Raw genomic sequence first — 16,994 nt, 5'->3', positions numbered from 1 at the left:
CGCTGACCCTGTCAGGAACCGGAACCCGCCGGAGAGGAGACACCGAACGTGGACGCCGAGCTGACCAACAAGAGCCGCGACGCCCTGAACGCCGCCACCGGCCGGGCCGTCAAGGACGGCCACGCCGACCTGGCCCCCGCCCACCTGCTGCTGGCCCTGCTCGCCGGCGAGGACAACGAGAACGTCACCGACCTGCTGGCCGCCGCCGAAGCCGACCAGGTCGCCGTCCGCACGGGCGCGGAGCGGCTCCTCGCCGCGATGCCCAGCGTCACCGGCTCCACGGTCGCGCCCCCGCAGCCCACCCGCGAGCTGCTCGCGGTCCTGGCCGAGGCCGACGCCGAGGCCGGCCGGCTCGGCGACGACTACCTCTCCACCGAACACCTCCTCATCGCGATCGCCGCCAAGGGCGGAGCCGCGGGTGAGGTCCTTTCCGCCCAGGGCGCGACGGCGAAGAAGCTGCTGGCCGCCTTCGAGAACGCAAGAGGAGGGCGGAGGGTGACCACCCCCGACCCCGAGGGCCAGTACAAGGCCCTGGAGAAGTTCGGCACCGACTTCACGGCGGCCGCCCGCGAGGGCAAGCTCGACCCGGTCATCGGCCGCGACCACGAGATCCGGCGCGTCGTCCAGGTGCTGTCGCGCCGTACGAAGAACAACCCGGTGCTCATCGGCGAGCCCGGCGTCGGCAAGACCGCCGTCGTCGAGGGCCTGGCCCAGCGCATCGTCAAGGGCGACGTCCCCGAGTCCCTCAAGAACAAGCGGCTCGTCTCCCTGGACCTCGGCGCGATGGTGGCCGGCGCCAAGTACCGCGGCGAGTTCGAGGAGCGCCTCAAGACCGTCCTCGCGGAGATCAAGTCCAGCGACGGTCAGATCATCACCTTCATCGACGAGCTGCACACCGTCGTCGGCGCGGGCGCCGGAGGCGACTCCGCCATGGACGCGGGCAACATGCTCAAGCCCATGCTGGCCCGCGGCGAACTGCGCATGGTCGGCGCCACCACCCTCGACGAGTACCGCGAGCGCATCGAGAAGGACCCGGCGCTGGAGCGCCGCTTCCAGCAGGTGCTGGTCGCCGAGCCGTCCGTCGAGGACACGATCGCGATCCTGCGCGGGCTCAAGGGCCGCTACGAGGCCCACCACAAGGTGGTCATCAACGACAGCGCCCTCGTCGCCGCCGCCACCCTCTCCGACCGCTACATCACCTCCCGCTTCCTCCCCGACAAGGCCATCGACCTCGTCGACGAGGCGGCCTCCCGGCTGCGCATGGAGATCGACTCCTCCCCGGTGGAGATCGACGAGCTCCAGCGTTCCGTGGACCGGCTGCGCATGGAGGAGCTGGCCCTGAAGAACGAGTCCGACGCGGCCTCCCGCGAGCGCCTCGACAAGCTCCGCAAGGACCTCGCCGACCGGGAGGAGGAGCTGCGCGGCCTGACCGCCCGCTGGGAGAAGGAGAAGCAGTCCCTCAACCGGGTCGGCGAGCTGAAGGAGCGCCTGGACGACCTGCGCGGCCAGGCCGAGCGCGCCCAGCGCGACGGCGACTTCGACTCCGCCTCCAAGCTGCTCTACGGGGAGATCCCGGCCCTGGAGCGCGAGCTGGCCGAGGCCACCGAGGAGGAGGCGGCGTCCAAGGGCGGCGACGCCAAGGACAGCATGGTCAAGGACGAGGTCGGCCCCGACGACATCGCGGACGTGGTCGGCGCCTGGACCGGCATCCCGGCCGGCCGGCTGCTGGAGGGCGAGACCCAGAAGCTGCTCCGCATGGAGGACGAGCTGGGCCGCCGCCTGATCGGCCAGGGCGAGGCCGTACGGGCCGTCTCGGACGCCGTGCGCCGCACCCGCGCGGGCGTCGCCGACCCGGACCGCCCCACGGGCTCGTTCCTCTTCCTCGGCCCGACCGGCGTGGGCAAGACGGAGCTGGCCAAGGCCCTCGCGGACTTCCTCTTCGACGACGAGCGGGCCATGATCCGCATCGACATGTCGGAGTACGGCGAGAAGCACAGCGTGGCCCGGCTCGTCGGTGCCCCGCCCGGCTACATCGGCTACGAGGAGGGCGGCCAGCTCACCGAGGCCGTCCGGCGCCGCCCGTACAGCGTGGTGCTGCTGGACGAGGTGGAGAAGGCGCACCCCGAGGTCTTCGACATCCTGCTCCAGGTCCTGGACGACGGCCGCCTCACGGACGGCCAGGGCCGGACCGTGGACTTCCGCAACACCATCCTGATCCTGACCTCGAACCTGGGCAGCCAGTACCTGGTCGACCCGTCGATCGACGCGGACGAGAAGGAGCGGCGGGTCCTGGAGACGGTCCGGGCGAGCTTCAAGCCCGAGTTCCTCAACCGCCTGGACGACCTCGTGGTCTTCTCGGCCCTCAGCCGCGACGAGCTGGCGCACATCGCCGAGCTGCAGATCGGGAGTCTCGCGAAGCGACTCGCCCAGCGACGCCTGACCCTGGACGTCACCCCCGAGGCGCTGGCCTGGCTGGCGGACAAGGGGCACGACCCGGCGTACGGCGCCCGACCGCTGCGTCGCCTCATCCAGACGGCCCTGGGCGACCGCCTCGCGAAGGAGATCCTGGCGGGCGAGGTCCGCGACGGGGACACCGTGCGCGTGGACGTGGCCGGGGACGACCTGCTGGTCGGAAAGGCCCTCTGAGGGCCGGACGAGGCCTGCGGGAGAGCCGGTGGGAAGGGTCGTACGGGAGGTCGCGCGCCCCCTGTGCGCCCCTTCCGCGCCCTCCCTGCGCCCGGCCCGTGTCCGCCCGCAGCCGAACGTGACGCCGGGGGTGGACACGGGACGGGCGTGATGGGGGAGGATGGTTGTATCCGCACGAAGGGAAGTACACGGTGAGCATCGACCCGGCCTCGATTCCGAACTTCGGAGGGCAGCAGCCCGATCCGCAGGCCACAGGACCGGCGGGCCCCGTCGTCCCCGACCAGGACCTGGTCAAGCAGCTCCTGGAGCAGATGGAGCTCAAGTACGTCGTCGACGACGAGGGTGACCTCGCGGCGCCGTGGGAGGACTTCCGGACGTACTTCATGTTCCGCGGCGAGGACGAGCAGCAGGTCTTCTCCGTGCGGACCTTCTACGACCGCCCCCACGCGATCGACGACAAGCCGCAGCTGCTCGAATCGATCGACGACTGGAACCGCCGCACCCTGTGGCCCAAGGTCTACAGCCACACCCACGACGACGGCTCGGTCCGGCTGATCGGTGAGGCCCAGATGCTCATCGGCGCCGGCGTGAACCTGGAGCACTTCGTGTCCTCCACGGTGAGCTGGGTCCGTGCCTCGATCGAGTTCGACAAGTGGCTCATCGAGCAGCTCGGGCTGGAGAAGGACGTCGACTCCGCCGCGGGCGACGAGGGCAAGAACGACGAGGACGGCGAGAGCAACTAGTCCGACCGCTCCCGTCTCACGGGGGTACGTGCGCCACGAGGAGCAGGTACACCCCGTAGCCGTACGAGAGCCCGGCCAGGCAGGCGGTCACCACGACCGCCGTGCGCGGCCGGGCTCTCGCCATGACGGCCGCCAGCGGCAGCAGCAGCGGGAACGCGGGCAGCAGGAACCGCGGCTTCGACTCGAAGAACCCGGCCCCGCCGAAGGTGATCAGCAGCAGGGTCCCGGTGTAGGCGAGCAGCGGCAGCGGGGTCCGGTCCAGCACCAGCCCGGCCGCGAGCAGCCCCGCGGTCGCCAGGACCGCCACGGCGACGGTGGTCGCGAAGGGCACGTTCCCGCCGGTCAGCACCTTCTCCACCGAGGCCAGGGTCCCGGCGCCGAAGTCGAAGCGGGAGCCCCACTGCCGCTGCACGGCGAAGTAGCCGAACGGGTCGTGCCGGTGCGCCCCGACGGCCAGGACGTACGCCACCCAGCCCGCGGGTGCCAGCAGCGCGGCCGCCCACACCCGGGGCGTGCCCCGCCCCCGGAGCAGCTCCCGCACGGCCATCGCCGTCACGGCGGCGGCCACCGCGATCCCGGTCGGCCGGGTCAGCCCGGCGAGCACCGCCAGCCCCGTCGCGGCCCGCCAGTGGCCGCGCAGCAGGGCGTACAGCGCCCAGGCGGCGAGGGCGGTCAGCAGGGCCTCGGTGTACCCGAGGGTGAGCACCACCGCGTGCGGCAGCGAGGCCCACAGCGCGACCAGGAGCACCCCGGCCCGCGCCCCGAGCAGGTGCTCCCCGACCCGGTACACCCCGACGGCGGCCAGGGCGGCGGCCGCCCAGGCCACGGCGAGCGCGGCCAGGGAGGTCCCGCCGGCGAGGCGGACGAGGAGGGGGTAGAGCGGGAAGAAGGCGTGGTCGCTCTGGATGGACCCGGTGGCCCACATCTGGGTCCGGCCGTAGCCGTGGGAGGCGATCCCGAGGTACCAGACGGAGTCCCAGGACCCGCCGAGCACCCGCAACGGGTCCCGCCCGCACCACCAGGCCCCGAGGGCGACCACGAGCACCCCGGCCCCGCGCACGGCGGCGAACACCCCGAGGGCGCGGAGTGCGGTGGGCGCGGCGCCCGCGCGCACCTCCGGCGGCCGTGCGGGGGCAGTGCCGACCGTCGGCGTCGTCACCATGGGGAGACCCTATGAGGACGAGGCCCCGAAGCCCGTTCGGCCACGCTCTCCGTCCCCGGGTTCGCCCGGAACGAGGCCGCGGGGACGGGGCCACCTCACGCGGGCGGTGGGACCTCACGCGACGGCGGTGCCTTCGAGCTCGACCAGTTGGCCCGGGATCGCCAGGCGCGTCACCCCGAGCATCGTGGTGGTCGGCGCGCCCCGTTGGTCTCCCTGGTGCTCCTGCCGCGCCGGGGCGGTCGGCTCACCGCGGACGCTCTGGCCCGCGAGCTGGAGTTTTCCACCCGCACGGTGGTGCGCGACATCGAGGCACTGTCCGCGGCCGGCGTCCCGGTCTACGCCGAGCGCGGCCGGCACGGCGGGTTTCCCCTGTTGCCCGGTTTCCGGACCGCGCTCACCGGGCTGACCGGACAGGCCGACGCGGACGGCCTGCCGCGGCTGGAGGTGACCTTCCAGGACGCGCGCCACGCCGAGTGGGCCCTGTGGCAGCACGCCCCGCACGCGGAGGTCCTGGCCCCGCAGTGGCTGCGCACCGCCCTGCACGACCGCGCCGCCGCGATCACCGCCCGCTACGGCGGGTCCTCCCCCGTCCGCGATCCCTGATCGGCTCGGTCGGCCTCGGTCGCGCTCGGTCGTCCTCGTCGCGCTCAGCCGGCCAGGTGTCGCAGTCGATCGGCCGCCTCGTGGAGGACCTCGTCCTTCTTGCAGAAGGTGAAGCGGACTTGGCTGCGGCCGGCGTCCGGATCGTCGTAGAAGACGGAGTTGGGGATGGCCACCACCCCGCACCGCTCGGGCAGGGCGCGGCAGAAGGCGTAGGCGTCCTTCTCGCCGAAGGGGGTGATGTCGGTGGTGATGAAGTACGTGCCCTGGGGCTGGTGGACCTCGAACCCGGCCGCCCGCAGGCCGTCGCCGAGCAGGTCGCGCTTGCGTTGCAGGTCGGCGCGGAAGCCGTCGAAGTACGCGTCCGGCAGCCGCAACGCCTCGGCGATCGCGTACTGGAAGGGGCCCGCGCTCACGTACGTCAGGTACTGCTTGGCGGTCCGGACCGCGGCGACGAGCGGGCCGGACGCCGTGACCCAGCCGACCTTCCATCCGGTGAAGGAGAACGTTTTGCCGCTGGAGGAAATGGAGACGGTCCGCTCGCGCATGCCGGGGAAGCCGGCGATCGGGACGTGCGCGGCGCCGTCGAAGGCCAGGTGTTCATACACCTCGTCGGTGACGACGAGCAGGTCGTGTGCGACGGCGAGCGCGGCGATGGCGCCCAGTTCCTCGGTGGTGAGGACCGTGCCGGTCGGGTTGTGCGGGGTGTTGAGGAGCAGGAGGCGCGTGCGCGGGGTGATCTTGGCGCGCAGCTCGTCCAGGTCCGGGCGGAAGGAGGGGGCGCGCAGGGTGAGCGGGACGCGCGTCGCGCCGGCCATCGCGATGCAGGCGGCGTAGGAGTCGTAGAAGGGCTCGAAGGCGATCACCTCGTCGCCGGGCTCCAGGAGCGCCAGCATGGTGGCGGCGATGGCCTCGGTGGCGCCGGCGGTGACCAGGACCTCGCTGTCGGGGTCGAAGGACAGCCCGTAGAAGCGCTGTTGGTGCTCGCAGACGGCGGCGCGCAGTTCGGGGACGCCTGGGCCGGGCGGGTACTGGTTGCCCTTCCCGTCCCGCAGCGCGCGGACGGCGGCCTCGCGGATCTCCTCGGGGCCGTCGGTGTCGGGGAAGCCCTGGCCCAGGTTGATCGCGCCCGTCGCGGTCGCCAGCGCCGACATCTCCGCGAAGATCGTCGTACCGAGTCCGTCCAGCCGTCGGTTCAGCAGTGGCCTGGCGCTCATGTCTCCACCGTTCTCACTCGGGTACCCGTCGATTCTCCGGGGACCATCCTGGCCCATGGCGGGCCGTCGCCCCAGGCCGTCCCGGGGTCAACCTCTGGAGTTGCTCAAGTGTGCTTTGGCCGGAGTGGCCTGCGGGCATCACCCCGGCACGCGGGCCGCGGGGGTCCCGCTCCCCGGGAGACCGGGGTGTCGGAGAGGGGTGAGGAGACATGGTCCTTGCCGTGGTTTTCGTGGCGGTGGTGGCGGGGGCCGTCATCTGGATCGCCAAGCACTTCGGTGGTGGTGGCGGTGGCGGCGGGTCGTCCTCGGGCGGCTGGTGGGCCGGCGGCTCGGGTTCGTCCTCGTCCTGCGGCTCGTCGTCCAGCTCGTGCGGCTCGTCGTCCAGCTCCTGCGGCTCGTCCAGCTCGTGCGGTTCGTCCTCGTCCTGCGGTGGCGGTGGCTGCGGGTCCAGCTGACACTGGTACGAGGTGCCCGGACCCACCGGGACGTGTCGCGAGCTGGGACAACTTCCCTCGTACGTCTACTTGTTCGGGCCGGCGTTACGGCGTACGGGCGGCATGTTGTTGAACACGTGAACTGTGTAGCCCCCGGGGGGATGTAAACCCCGTCAAGTTGGGTAAAAACGCTGTGAGTGCCGTGCCTTTCATGATTCCCTCGGTTGAGTAGACCAGTCCTCGGACCTCCCTGGACTTCCTGTGGACCCGTGCCGGTGTCCCCCCACCCGTTGACTACCGCTGGCGGGCCCCGGCCCATCTCCCTCGCGCGTTTGCGGAGCCGACTCATGCTCACGACCCTCCAGACCACTTACACCGACACGCGTGCCGCCGATCTCGCCTGGGCCCTGGGTCGCGATCGGCTGCCCGCCCTGGCCGTACTGAACCTCCAGCTCGACGACGCCAAGGTGGAGTTGCGCCTGCTCGGGGCCTCCCACCAGGTGCTCTTGGAGGAGGGCGAGGTCCTGTGCTCCGAGACCGTCGCCTGCATGCCCGGCAGCAGCACACCGCTGCCGCTGGGCGTGGCCAAACGGGTGGGCGACTGGGAGTACGAGTTCGCCGCGCGGGTCGAGACCCTGTCGCAGGGCTCGTTCGCCGGGCGCGCCCAAGAGCTGCTCGCGCTGGTCGCCGATCACCCGAACGGGCTCGCCGGGACCTTCCCGGGCAGCCCGCACGCCTTCACCGCCCTCCTCGCCCAGCGTTGCGAGGGGCAGGTGCGGTGGCGGACCTGGCACGCCTACCCGCAGGAGGGCCAGTTGGTGGCCACCCGCACCCGGGTGGGCGTACGGATGGGCGCCCCGGTCTGACGTCGGGTCCGGCGCCGGGGTCCGTGGCGGGCCCGACGGCCGGTCGGGGGGCTCCGGGGCGCCCGGGGTGTCCTCCGGCTCGCGGGGTTGCGGGTCGATTACGCCAACTGGCGGGATCAGTGCGCCACTTGCACCCATGTGGGTGACAGGGTGTGGGTGGGTGGTGACGTACGGTTCGCTTCATGATCGACCGTTCCGCCCCCCGCGGGGTGCTCCCGGCGCCGGAGCCGCAGGGTGCGAAGACCGCCTCGGCCGGCCTCCCCGTACCGCCCCGGACCGGCCGGTTCCTCGTGCTGGCCACCGTGTTCGTGTGCGCGGCCTGCGGGCTCGTATACGAACTGGAGCTGCTCGCGCTCGGCTCGTACCTCATCGGGGACTCCGTCACCCAGGCGTCCGTCGTGCTGTCCGTGATGGTCTTCGCCATGGGCGTCGGCTCCCTCCTCGCCAAACGGCTGCGCCGCCGCCCCGCCTTCGGCTTCGGCGCCATCGAGGCGGGGCTCGCCCTGCTCGGCGGGTTCTCCGCCATGGCCCTGTACGCGAGCTTCGCCTGGCTGGGGGAGTCCCGACCCGCGCTGGTCGGGTTCTCCTTCGCGATCGGCGTGCTCATCGGCGCGGAGATCCCGCTGCTGATGGTCCTCATCCAGCGCATCCGCAGACAGGACGCGGGCGGGGCGGTGGCGGACCTCTTCGCCGCGGACTACGTCGGCGCCCTGGTCGGCGGGCTCGCCTTCCCCTTCCTGCTGCTCCCGGTGTTCGGCCAGCTCACCGGCGCCATGCTGACCGGCACCGTCAACGCGGCCGTCGGGGGCGGGCTCGTCCTGTGGCTGTTCCGCCGCGACCTCAGCCGACGCTGCCGCTGGTTGCTCATCGCCGCGAACGTCTTCGTCCTGGCCGTCCTCGCCGCCGGGACCGTCCTGGCCGACGACTTCGAGCGCGTCGCCCGCACCGCCGTCTACGGGGGCGAGGTGCGGGTCGCCGTGCAGACCGGGGTGCAGGAGCTGGTGATGACCGGCCCGCCCACCGGCTCCCCCCGCTCCCTCGACCTCTACCTCGACGGCCGGCTGCGGGTCAGCGGCTACGACGAGTACCGCTACCACGAGGCCCTGGTCCACCCCGCGATGACCGGCCCGCACCGCCGCGTCCTGGTCCTCGGCGGCGGCGACGGGCTCGCCGCCCGCGAGGTGCTCCGCTACCGGGACGTCGACTCCGTCACCGTCGTCGAGCTCGATCCGGGCGTGGTGCGCCTGGCCCGCACCGACCCGATGCTCTCCGCGCTGAACGGGCGGGCCTTCGAGGACCCCCGGCTCGTCGTCGTCACCGAGGACGCCTTCCACTGGCTGCGCGGCCCCGCGGCCCGGGACCGCTTCGACGTCATCGTCTCCGACCTCCCCGACCCCGGGATCACCCCGAGCACGAAGCTCTACTCGCAGGAGTTCTACGGGCTCGCCGCGCGCGCCCTGAACCCGGGCGGCCGGCTCGCGGTCCACGCGGGGCCCCTGACCACGCGACCGCGTACGTACTGGACCGTCGAGTCCACCCTCGGCGCGGCGGGCCTGCTCACCACCCCCTACAGCGCGGGCGGCCGTCTCTCGGGCTTCGCCGCGGGCCCCGACCGCACCCCCGGCGGCGACACCGCCGTCCCCCCGCAGGACTGGGGCTTCGTCCTCGCCGCCCGCGACCGGGCCCCCGAGCTGCGGGTGGACCGCGACACGCCCGCCCTGCGCGCCGTGTCCACGCGGGCTCTCCAGGACGCCGCCCGTGACGCCGCCCGGGTCCGCCCGGCCGCACTGCCGCCCTCCACGCTCCCGCACCCCCGCTACTCCTGAGCGCTCCGGGCGGCCGGGTCCCGTCGTGGCCGTGTGCAGGGGTGGCCCGCCTCGGTAGGCTCGACCACATGGAGCATCAGGTGTTCGTTCCGGTAGCCGCAGAAGACCTCCGCGCAGTGCTGCGCGACCCCGCCCGGGTGGCCCGCCTGGTTCCCGGGCTCCAGCAGGACGCCGACACCGCCGCCGGGCCCCTCGCCGGCCGGCTCAAGGTGCGCGTCGGCGGCCACACCGTGACCTACCGGGGAGCCCTCACCGTCTCCGAGCCGGAGCCCGGCCGCTTCACCGCCGAGGGCGAGGGCGTCGAGGTGCGCGGCAGCGGGGCCGTGAAGTGCTCCGTCGGGCTGCTGCTCGTCCCGCACGAGGACGGGACGCGGTTGGAGTTCACCGCCGGGGCCACCGCCGACGGGCGCGCCGCCGGCTTCGACCCCGCGGCCACCGCCACCGCCGTCCGTCGCCTGCTGGACCGGCTCGGGGGGAACCTGGGCGTCGCCGCGACCGCCGGCGCCGAGGCGGAGGCCGACCCCGTCGCGCAGGCCGAGGAGGCCGAGGAAGCCGCCGGGAAGGGCCCGACCGCCGGGCCGGACTCCGGGGAGGAGGTCACCGAGGTCACCGCCTCCGTCTTCGAGACCGACGTGCCGCCCCCGTCCCTCGACCCTTTCCTCGCCGACGAGTTGGAGGCCCTCCCCGCCCCGGAAGGGCCCGCCCGCCCCCCGGCCGAGGCCGCACACGCCCGCCGCACCATGATCGGTCGCAGCGCCGAGGAGGTCGACCACGCGCCGCCGCGCGGCCGTTACGCCCCGGTCCCGGCCCCGTCCGCCGGGTCCGCCGGGGGCGGGATGCGCTGGGTGGCACCGGCCGCGGCCCTCGCGGTGGCCTCGGCGGTCGTCGTCGGACGGGCGTTGCGCCGACGGCGCTGACCCGCCGTAGGGTCGCCGTATGACCACGCGACTGAGCGCCGGCGGCGCCGAACTGACCATCGACCAGGAAAACGGCTGCCGGATCAGCAGTCTGCGCATCGACGGCACCGAGCTGCTGCGCCAGGGACCGCACTTCGGGGCCTTCCCGATGGTCCCCTGGTGCGGGCGCACCGAGAACGGACGGTTCCGCGACGGCGCCACCGTCCACCAGTTGCCCCTGAACCACCCCCCGCACGCCATCCACGGCTTCGCCCGCGACGCCGCCTGGAAGACCGCCACGGTGACCGACACCGGGGCGGCCTTCACGTACGACCTGGTCGATCCCTGGCCCTACGCCGGTCGGGTGACACAGGTCTTCGAGCTGTCCGAGCACGCGCTGACGATCTCGCTGGGCGTGGAGACGTACGAGGACTCCTTCCCGGCCCAGGCGGGCTGGCACCCCTGGTTCAACCGGGTCCTGGTCACCGACGGGGCCGAGGCGCAGATCTCCTTCGACCCGTCCTGGCAGGAGGAGCGCGGCGAGGACCACCTCCCCACCGGCCGCCGCCTCGAGCCGACCGCGGGCCCCTGGGACGACTGCTTCGGCATGCCGCACGGGGTCGACGTCACCCTCAGCTGGCCCGGGACCCTGGAGCTGCGGGTCACCAGCCGGGCCGAATGGGTGGTCGTCTACGACGAGCAGCCCGAGGCCGTCTGCGTGGAGCCGCAGTCCGGCCCCCCGAACGGTCTGAACAGCCTTCCGCAGCTGGTCACGCCCGTGGACCCGCTCGAAGTCTCCACGACGTGGACCTGGAAGCGGCTCGTCTAGGGTCCGGGGTCGGGCCTTGGGCCGGGTCCGGGGTCGGGCCTGTGGTCGGGTCCGGGGCCGCCCGGGTGGCGCCGCGTCGTCGCCCTCGTCGCCCTCGTCGAAGGAGTGGGCGGGCCGCAATTAAGCTCAGCGTCATGACTGACGTACGCGATGCGCTTTTGCAGCAGATCAAGGACAAGGCCGTCGTGCACGGCAAGGTGACGCTCTCCTCCGGCATGGAGGCCGACTACTACATCGACCTCCGCCGGGTCACCCTCGACGGCGAGGCCGCCCCGATGGTCGGGCAGGTCATGCTCGACCTCACCGCCGACCTGGACTTCGACTGCGTCGGCGGCCTGACCCTGGGCGCCGACCCGGTGGCCACCTCGATGCTGCACGCCTCCGCCGCGCGCGGGCAGCGCCTGGACGCGTTCGTCGTCCGCAAGGCCCAGAAGGCGCACGGCATGCAGCGCCGCATCGAGGGCACCGACGTGAAGGGCAAGCGCTGCCTGGTCGTCGAGGACACCTCCACCACCGGTGGCTCCCCGCTGACGGCCGTCGAGGCCGTCCGCGAGGCGGGCGGCGAGGTCGTCGCCGTCGCCACGATCGTGGACCGGGGCGCCACCGGGGCCATCGAGGGCGCCGGTCTGACCTACCTCACCGGCTACCAGCTGGGCGACCTCGGCCTGTCCTGAACCACGCCGTCCGACGCGGCCGGTCGCATGACCGGCCCGCGTGACCGGCCCGCGCGGCCGTCTCACGTAGCCGTCTCGAATGGCGGTCACCCCTGAGGTCGAGCGGTGGACGGGGCGCGGTGGAGCCGGCTGCGGCACAACTGGTGACGAAGGTCCCCGGAAGTCCTGGATCCGGTCCTGACCTGGCCTTTTCCGAGAGGGCGGAGTGTTTCACGTGAAACACTCCGCCCTCTTGCGTCGGTATCGGGTGCCACGCGGGGTGGAGTGTCGCGCGGAGTCTGGAAGGATAGGCGCGACGGTGACGTCGCCCCCAGGTCAGGGCCCGCAATAAGCACACTCCCCGCACATCCAAGGAGCGGACAGATGCCCATCGCAACCCCCGAGGTCTACAACGAGATGCTCGACCGGGCGAAGGCAGGCAAGTTCGCCTACCCGGCCATCAACGTGACCTCGACCCAGACCCTGCACGCTGCGCTGCGCGGCTTCGCGGAGGCCGAGAGCGACGGCATCATCCAGATCTCCACCGGTGGTGCGGAGTTCCTGGGCGGCCAGTACAAGAAGGAAATGGTCACGGGCGCGGTCGCCCTGGCCGAGTTCGCGCACATCGTCGCCGCCAAGTACGACATCACGGTCGCGCTGCACACGGACCACTGCCCCAAGGACAAGCTGGACGGTTACGTCCGCCCGCTCCTGGAGGTCTCCGCCGAGCGCGTGGCCCGTGGCCTGAACCCGCTCTTCCAGTCGCACATGTGGGACGGCTCCGCCGAGACCCTGGCCGACAACCTGGCCATCGGCCAGGAGCTGCTCGCCAAGGCCGCCGCCGCGAAGATCATCCTTGAGGTCGAGATCACCCCGACCGGTGGCGAGGAGGACGGCGTCACCCACGAGATCAACGACGAGCTGTACACCACCGTCGACGACGCGCTGCGCACCGCCGAGGCCCTCGGCCTGGGCGAGAAGGGCCGCTACCTGCTGGCCGCCTCCTTCGGCAACGTGCACGGCGTCTACAAGCCGGGCAACGTGGTCCTGCGTCCGGAGCTCCTCAAGGACCTCCAGGCCGGCGTCGGCGAGAAGTACGGCAAGTCCTCGCCGTTCGACTTCGTCTTCCACGGCGGTTCGGGCTCCACCGCCGAGGAGATCGCCACCGCGCTGGAGAACGGCGTCGTGAAGATGAACCTCGACACCGACACCCAGTACGCCTTCACCCGCCCGGTCGCGGACCACATGTTCCGCAACTACGACGGTGTCCTGAAGGTCGACGGCGAGGTCGGCACCAAGTCCACCTACGACCCGCGCACCTGGGGCAAGCTCGCCGAGGCCGGCATGGCCAAGCGCGTCACCGAGGCCTGCGGCAACCTGCGCTCCACGGGTACCCGGCTGAAGTAGTCCGCGAAGGATCCGAAAAGGGGTCCGTCGGTCCGTCACGGACCGGCGGACCCCTTTTCGGTTCGCCGGCGGCTCCCGCAGTGGCGCACCGGCCCCGCACCCTCCCTTGACCCCTCGTCGGGCGGAACCTAGGTTCAAGATCGACGAGGATGGAAAACACCTGGTCGGACGGGGGCGGCGGAATGCGCGGGGGCGACGGGGACGGGGACGACACGGGGGACGACGGGGGCGGCGGACCGCACCGGACGGCCCCGCCCGACGGCGCGCTCGCCGTACTGGAGCTGCTCGCGGCGGCGGCCCCGCAGAGCGCCTACGACACCCTCGTGGCCCGGGCCCACGCCACCGGAGCCGACGAGGCGGCGCTCGCCCCGCTGCACCGGGCGGTGGAGCTGGCCCGCTCGGTACGGGCCCGCGCGAGCCGCGGCAAGCAGCACGCGGCGGCCCTGACCGCCCTCGTCGACACCGCGCACGACCTGACCTCCCCGTACGACATCGACGGGCTGCTCCGACTGATCACCCGCCGCGCCCGACGCCTCCTCGGCTTCGACATGGCCTGGCTGTCGCTCTCCCGCCCGGACGGATCCGCGTACGTCCGCACCAGCGAGGGCGAGACCACCGCGCTGAACGTCGGCCTCGAACTGGGCACCGGCCGGGGTCTCGGCAGCATCGCCCAGGCCCGCCGCTCCCCGGTCTGGACCGCCGACTACCTCGCCGACCCGGCCATCCCGCACGCCCCCGGCATCGACTCCGTCGTGCGGGCCGAGGGGCTGCACGCGATCATCGCGGTGCCGCTGCGGCGCGGCGACTCCACCCTCGGCGCCCTCTACGGGTCCGACCGCGCCGTACGGCAGTTCACCCCCGACGAGATCGGCGTCATGCTGTCCCTCGCCGACCTCGCGGCCGTCGCCATCGAGAAGGCCCGCCTGCTGGAGCAGACCCGCGAGGAGGTCGCCGCGCTGGAGGCCCAGGGCTCGCGCACCCGCAGCGCCCTCACCCGGGTCCGGCACCGGTGGGAGTGCCACGCCCGGTTGGCCGGGCTGGTCCTCGACGGGGCCGGCCTGGCCACCCTCGCCCGCGCCACCGCCGACGCGCTGGACGGGGTGGTCCAGGTCCGCGACCCGGGCGGGCGGCCCCTCACCGCCACCGGGGAACTGCCCGAACTGGACGAGGAGTCGGTGGCGAAGGTGGCCCTCCAGGCGCTCACCGACCGGCGCCCCGTCCGACTGCCGGAGGGCGGCAGCGGGGACGCGGGCCCGGACGGGAGCCGGGAAGGGGGCGGGAGCGGCGGTGCGGACGGCGGGGGCGGCCTGTGGCTGGCGCCCGTCCTCGCGGGCGCCGAGGACCTCGGGGCGCTGCTGCTGCGGGCGTCGGCCCCGCTCGCGGAGGAGGACGTACGGCTGCTGCGCCTCGCGGCGCAGTCCGTGGCCTCCCTGATGCTGATCCAGCGGGGCGCCGCCACCGCCGAGGGACCCGTCCACGACGAGCTGCTCGCCGAGCTGCTGGAGCGGCCCCACTCGGTCGACCCGCAGCTGCTGGAGCGCGCCCGGCGGATCGGCATCGACCTCGACCGTCCGCACGTGGTGGTCGTCGCCCGGCCCGAGGGCGCAGACCTGGCCAAGGCCGCCGCCTGGGCCTCCTCGTACGCGTACCGGACGGGCGGCCTCAAGGGGGTGCGCCGGGGCTGCGTGGTCCTGGTGCTGCCCGCCGGCGACGCCTCCGCCACCGCCCACCGGGCCTCCGCGGAACTGTCCCCGCTGCTCGGGCACCCCGTGTCCACCGGCGCCGCCGGCCCCACCGCCGAACCGGGGGACATCGCCCGGGTGTACGCCGAGGCCATGCGTTGCCTCGACGCCCTGACCGCCCTCGACGGGGTCGGCGGCACGGCCTCCCTGGCCGAACTGGGCTTCGTCGGCCTGCTGCTGTCCGCCGACCACGACGTCGACTCCTTCGTCGCCGCGAGCATAGGCCCGGTCCTGGAGTACGACGCCGAGCGGCTGACGGAGCTGACCCGCACCGTCGAGGCGTACTTCGCCTCGGGCGGCAGCCCCACCCGCGCCGCCCAGGTCCTGCACGTGCACCCCAACACGGTCTCCCGCCGGTTGGAGCGCATCGCCGGACTGCTCGGCCCCCGTTGGCAGGAGCCCGCGCGGGCGCTGGAGATCCAGATGGCGCTGCGCCTGCGCAAGGCCCGCGCGGTCCTCCACGACCGCCGCGCCGACGGCTCCCCGCGTACGGGCGGCGCCCCGGCAGGCGCCCGTACGGAAGGAGCCGCCCGGACGGATCAGGCCTGAGCGCCCCGCGCACCCTCGCCGGCGCCGGCTGCGGGGCCGGTGAGGGCGCGGGCGGCGTGCGCGACCGAGGCCAGGGTGAGGTGCCGGTGCCAGCCGGGCAGCGCCCGCCCCGCGAAGTCGCGCAGGCCCGCCTCCCGCCCGCTGTGCTCGGCGGCGAAGCCGACCCGCAGCCCCTGCTTCGTCAGGCGCAGCAGGGGCCCCACGGGCAGCCGTACGAGGTCGGTGAGCCACATCCGCGAGGGCGCGCGGAGCGGGTCCGCCCACTCGCCGACCAGCAGCAGGTGGCGCCGCCGCGCCGGCGAGGGGTCCGGCATCATCACGCGCACCGCCACCGCGAGGGTGCCGCGGTGGCGGCCCCCCGGGTGCGCCGCGCCGGGATCGGTCCACTCCACCGGGGTGCCGAGCCCCTTCACCGCTTGGAGGACCTCCCGCGCACCGCGGACGCCGGCGCCGTAGCCGGGCAGGGCCGGGTCGGTGACCAGCAGCGGGGTGGAGCCGGCCGCGCGGGCGATGACGGGCAGCCCGGCCGCGGCGAAGCGGTTCATCGTGGAGCGGGTGCCGATCCCCCGGACGTCGAGGACCACCGGCCGGGGCGCGTTGCCGCTGCCGAGCACCGTCTCGATGACGGCCCCGACCGCGGACTCCTCGTACGCGGACGGGCCGGCCGGAGCCTCGCCCTCGGGCGGGACCCGCGTGGCAGGGAGGAACATCCGCCACCCGACCGGCGTCACCAGGGCGGGTGAGGCGAACCAGGTCCCGAAGGCCTGCTGCCCCCGGAACATCTGTCCCCGGTGCGGATCGAAGCGGTGCGCCACGCCCACCGAGTGCTCCCCGCCCTTGGGGATGGCCAGCGGCTGCGCCACCCAGGCGGTCTGCGGGGCGGCGCGGGCTCCCAGGTATCCGGCCAGGGCGGCGCGGATCGGCTCCCAGTCCCAGGTGGAGCCGGAGATGAAGTGGTGCATGCTCTGCTCGGTGGCCGTCCCGCCGACCTGCCCGGCGATCCCGCGCATCGACTTGCGGCCCGGGAGCGCCAGCAGCCCCCGGACGTACTGCCGGCCCTTCTCCCGCTGGTCCTTGCGGCGCAGGGAGGCCAGGACGACGGAGCACAGCTCGTCGGCCACGGCGACGAGGTCCGCCTCCGCTCCGGTGGCCGTTCCCGTCGCTCCCGCCTGCCCGGACCGTCCCGTCTGCCCTGCCTGCCCGGCCTGTCCCGCCTGCCCGGACCGTCCCGTCTGTCCCGCCCGTGTGTTCGTCCCCGCGTCCACCCTCGTGTCCGTACCCGTCCTACTGCCCATGATCGTTCCCACGACATGCCCCCTCGGCGTGCTTCGAATGCCCCCCAACCGTCCGTCGCCGACCCCCCGCCCGGGGAGGTGTTCCGGCCACCGGACCCGGTCGAAAGGTGGTGGCCTCCCCACAACCCG

The 16,994-nt window shown here is 73.6% G+C and carries 13 protein-coding genes and 1 pseudogene; 10 read left to right on the top strand and 4 right to left on the bottom strand.

The window, feature by feature from the left end; translation table 11 throughout:
• The first annotated feature begins 48 nt into the window (after positions 1–48).
• Together clpB and ACIOD1_RS17650 are read left to right on the top strand one after the other, a co-directional pair.
• Positions 49–2,646, top strand: a complete 2,598-nt coding sequence (gene clpB / locus ACIOD1_RS17655) for an ATP-dependent chaperone ClpB (RefSeq protein ID WP_365615732.1) — start codon at positions 49–51, stop codon at positions 2,644–2,646.
• Between the two features lie 191 nt (positions 2,647–2,837).
• The gene (locus ACIOD1_RS17650) at positions 2,838–3,389 is read left to right on the top strand and encodes a YbjN domain-containing protein (RefSeq protein ID WP_365615729.1); all 552 of its coding nucleotides are present in this window, start codon (positions 2,838–2,840) and stop codon (positions 3,387–3,389) included.
• A 16-nt stretch (positions 3,390–3,405) separates the two neighbouring features.
• Here ACIOD1_RS17650 and ACIOD1_RS17645 read toward each other — a convergent pair whose 3' ends face one another.
• Together ACIOD1_RS17645 and ACIOD1_RS17640 are read right to left on the bottom strand one after the other, a co-directional pair.
• A complete protein-coding gene (locus ACIOD1_RS17645; RefSeq protein WP_401903169.1) occupies positions 3,406–4,551 on the bottom strand; it encodes a hypothetical protein in 1,146 nt (381 codons plus the stop codon).
• A gap of 114 nt (positions 4,552–4,665) precedes the next feature.
• Positions 4,666–4,749 (bottom strand): annotated as a pseudogene (locus tag ACIOD1_RS17640) (RidA family protein); the annotation flags it as partial.
• A gap of 18 nt (positions 4,750–4,767) precedes the next feature.
• On the opposite strand from ACIOD1_RS17640, the gene ACIOD1_RS17635 reads away from it, so the two are divergent.
• Entirely contained in the window at positions 4,768–5,154 is a 387-nt protein-coding gene (locus tag ACIOD1_RS17635; RefSeq protein ID WP_401903166.1) for an HTH domain-containing protein, read from the top strand.
• Positions 5,155–5,198: 44 nt separating this feature from the next.
• Here the strand turns inward: ACIOD1_RS17635 and ACIOD1_RS17630 are convergent, their stop codons facing one another.
• Positions 5,199–6,368, bottom strand: coding sequence for a pyridoxal phosphate-dependent aminotransferase (locus ACIOD1_RS17630; protein WP_401903163.1), 1,170 nt, complete (start codon positions 6,366–6,368; stop codon positions 5,199–5,201).
• Between the two features lie 781 nt (positions 6,369–7,149).
• Between ACIOD1_RS17630 and ACIOD1_RS17625 the strand changes: the two genes are divergently transcribed.
• The 7 genes from ACIOD1_RS17625 to ACIOD1_RS17595 all read left to right on the top strand — a co-directional run bounded on the left by ACIOD1_RS17625 (position 7,150) and on the right by ACIOD1_RS17595 (position 15,570).
• Positions 7,150–7,668 carry a DUF2617 family protein gene (locus tag ACIOD1_RS17625; protein ID WP_365615720.1) on the top strand — a complete coding sequence of 173 codons (519 nt, stop codon included), beginning with the start codon at positions 7,150–7,152 and terminating at the stop codon, positions 7,666–7,668.
• A 182-nt stretch (positions 7,669–7,850) separates the two neighbouring features.
• On the top strand, positions 7,851–9,494 hold the full coding sequence (locus ACIOD1_RS17620; protein WP_401903160.1) for a polyamine aminopropyltransferase: 1,644 nt from the start codon (positions 7,851–7,853) through the stop codon (positions 9,492–9,494).
• A gap of 68 nt (positions 9,495–9,562) precedes the next feature.
• Entirely contained in the window at positions 9,563–10,411 is an 849-nt protein-coding gene (locus tag ACIOD1_RS17615; protein ID WP_365615714.1) for an SRPBCC family protein, read from the top strand.
• 19 nt (positions 10,412–10,430) lie between these two features.
• Positions 10,431–11,219: an aldose 1-epimerase gene (locus ACIOD1_RS17610; protein ID WP_401903157.1), complete on the top strand. Its 789-nt coding sequence runs from the start codon at positions 10,431–10,433 to the stop codon at positions 11,217–11,219.
• Between the two features lie 134 nt (positions 11,220–11,353).
• Positions 11,354–11,893: an orotate phosphoribosyltransferase gene (gene pyrE / locus ACIOD1_RS17605; protein ID WP_365615708.1), complete on the top strand. Its 540-nt coding sequence runs from the start codon at positions 11,354–11,356 to the stop codon at positions 11,891–11,893.
• Positions 11,894–12,256: 363 nt separating this feature from the next.
• Entirely contained in the window at positions 12,257–13,279 is a 1,023-nt protein-coding gene (gene fbaA, locus ACIOD1_RS17600; RefSeq protein WP_365615705.1) for a class II fructose-bisphosphate aldolase, read from the top strand.
• Between the two features lie 149 nt (positions 13,280–13,428).
• Positions 13,429–15,570, top strand: coding sequence for a helix-turn-helix domain-containing protein (locus ACIOD1_RS17595; protein WP_401903155.1), 2,142 nt, complete (start codon positions 13,429–13,431; stop codon positions 15,568–15,570).
• Here ACIOD1_RS17595 and ACIOD1_RS17590 read toward each other — a convergent pair.
• Complete coding sequence (locus tag ACIOD1_RS17590; RefSeq protein ID WP_365615699.1) at positions 15,561–16,865, bottom strand: transposase; 1,305 nt, start codon at positions 16,863–16,865, stop codon at positions 15,561–15,563. The genes ACIOD1_RS17595 and ACIOD1_RS17590 overlap by 10 nt on opposite strands.
• Positions 16,866–16,994: the final 129 nt, after the last annotated feature.

The sequence above is a fragment of the Streptomyces sp. NPDC088097 genome (genome assembly GCF_044741845.1).
Classification (GTDB): domain Bacteria; phylum Actinomycetota; class Actinomycetes; order Streptomycetales; family Streptomycetaceae; genus Streptomyces.
This window is presented reverse-complemented; position numbering and strand designations above follow the sequence as displayed.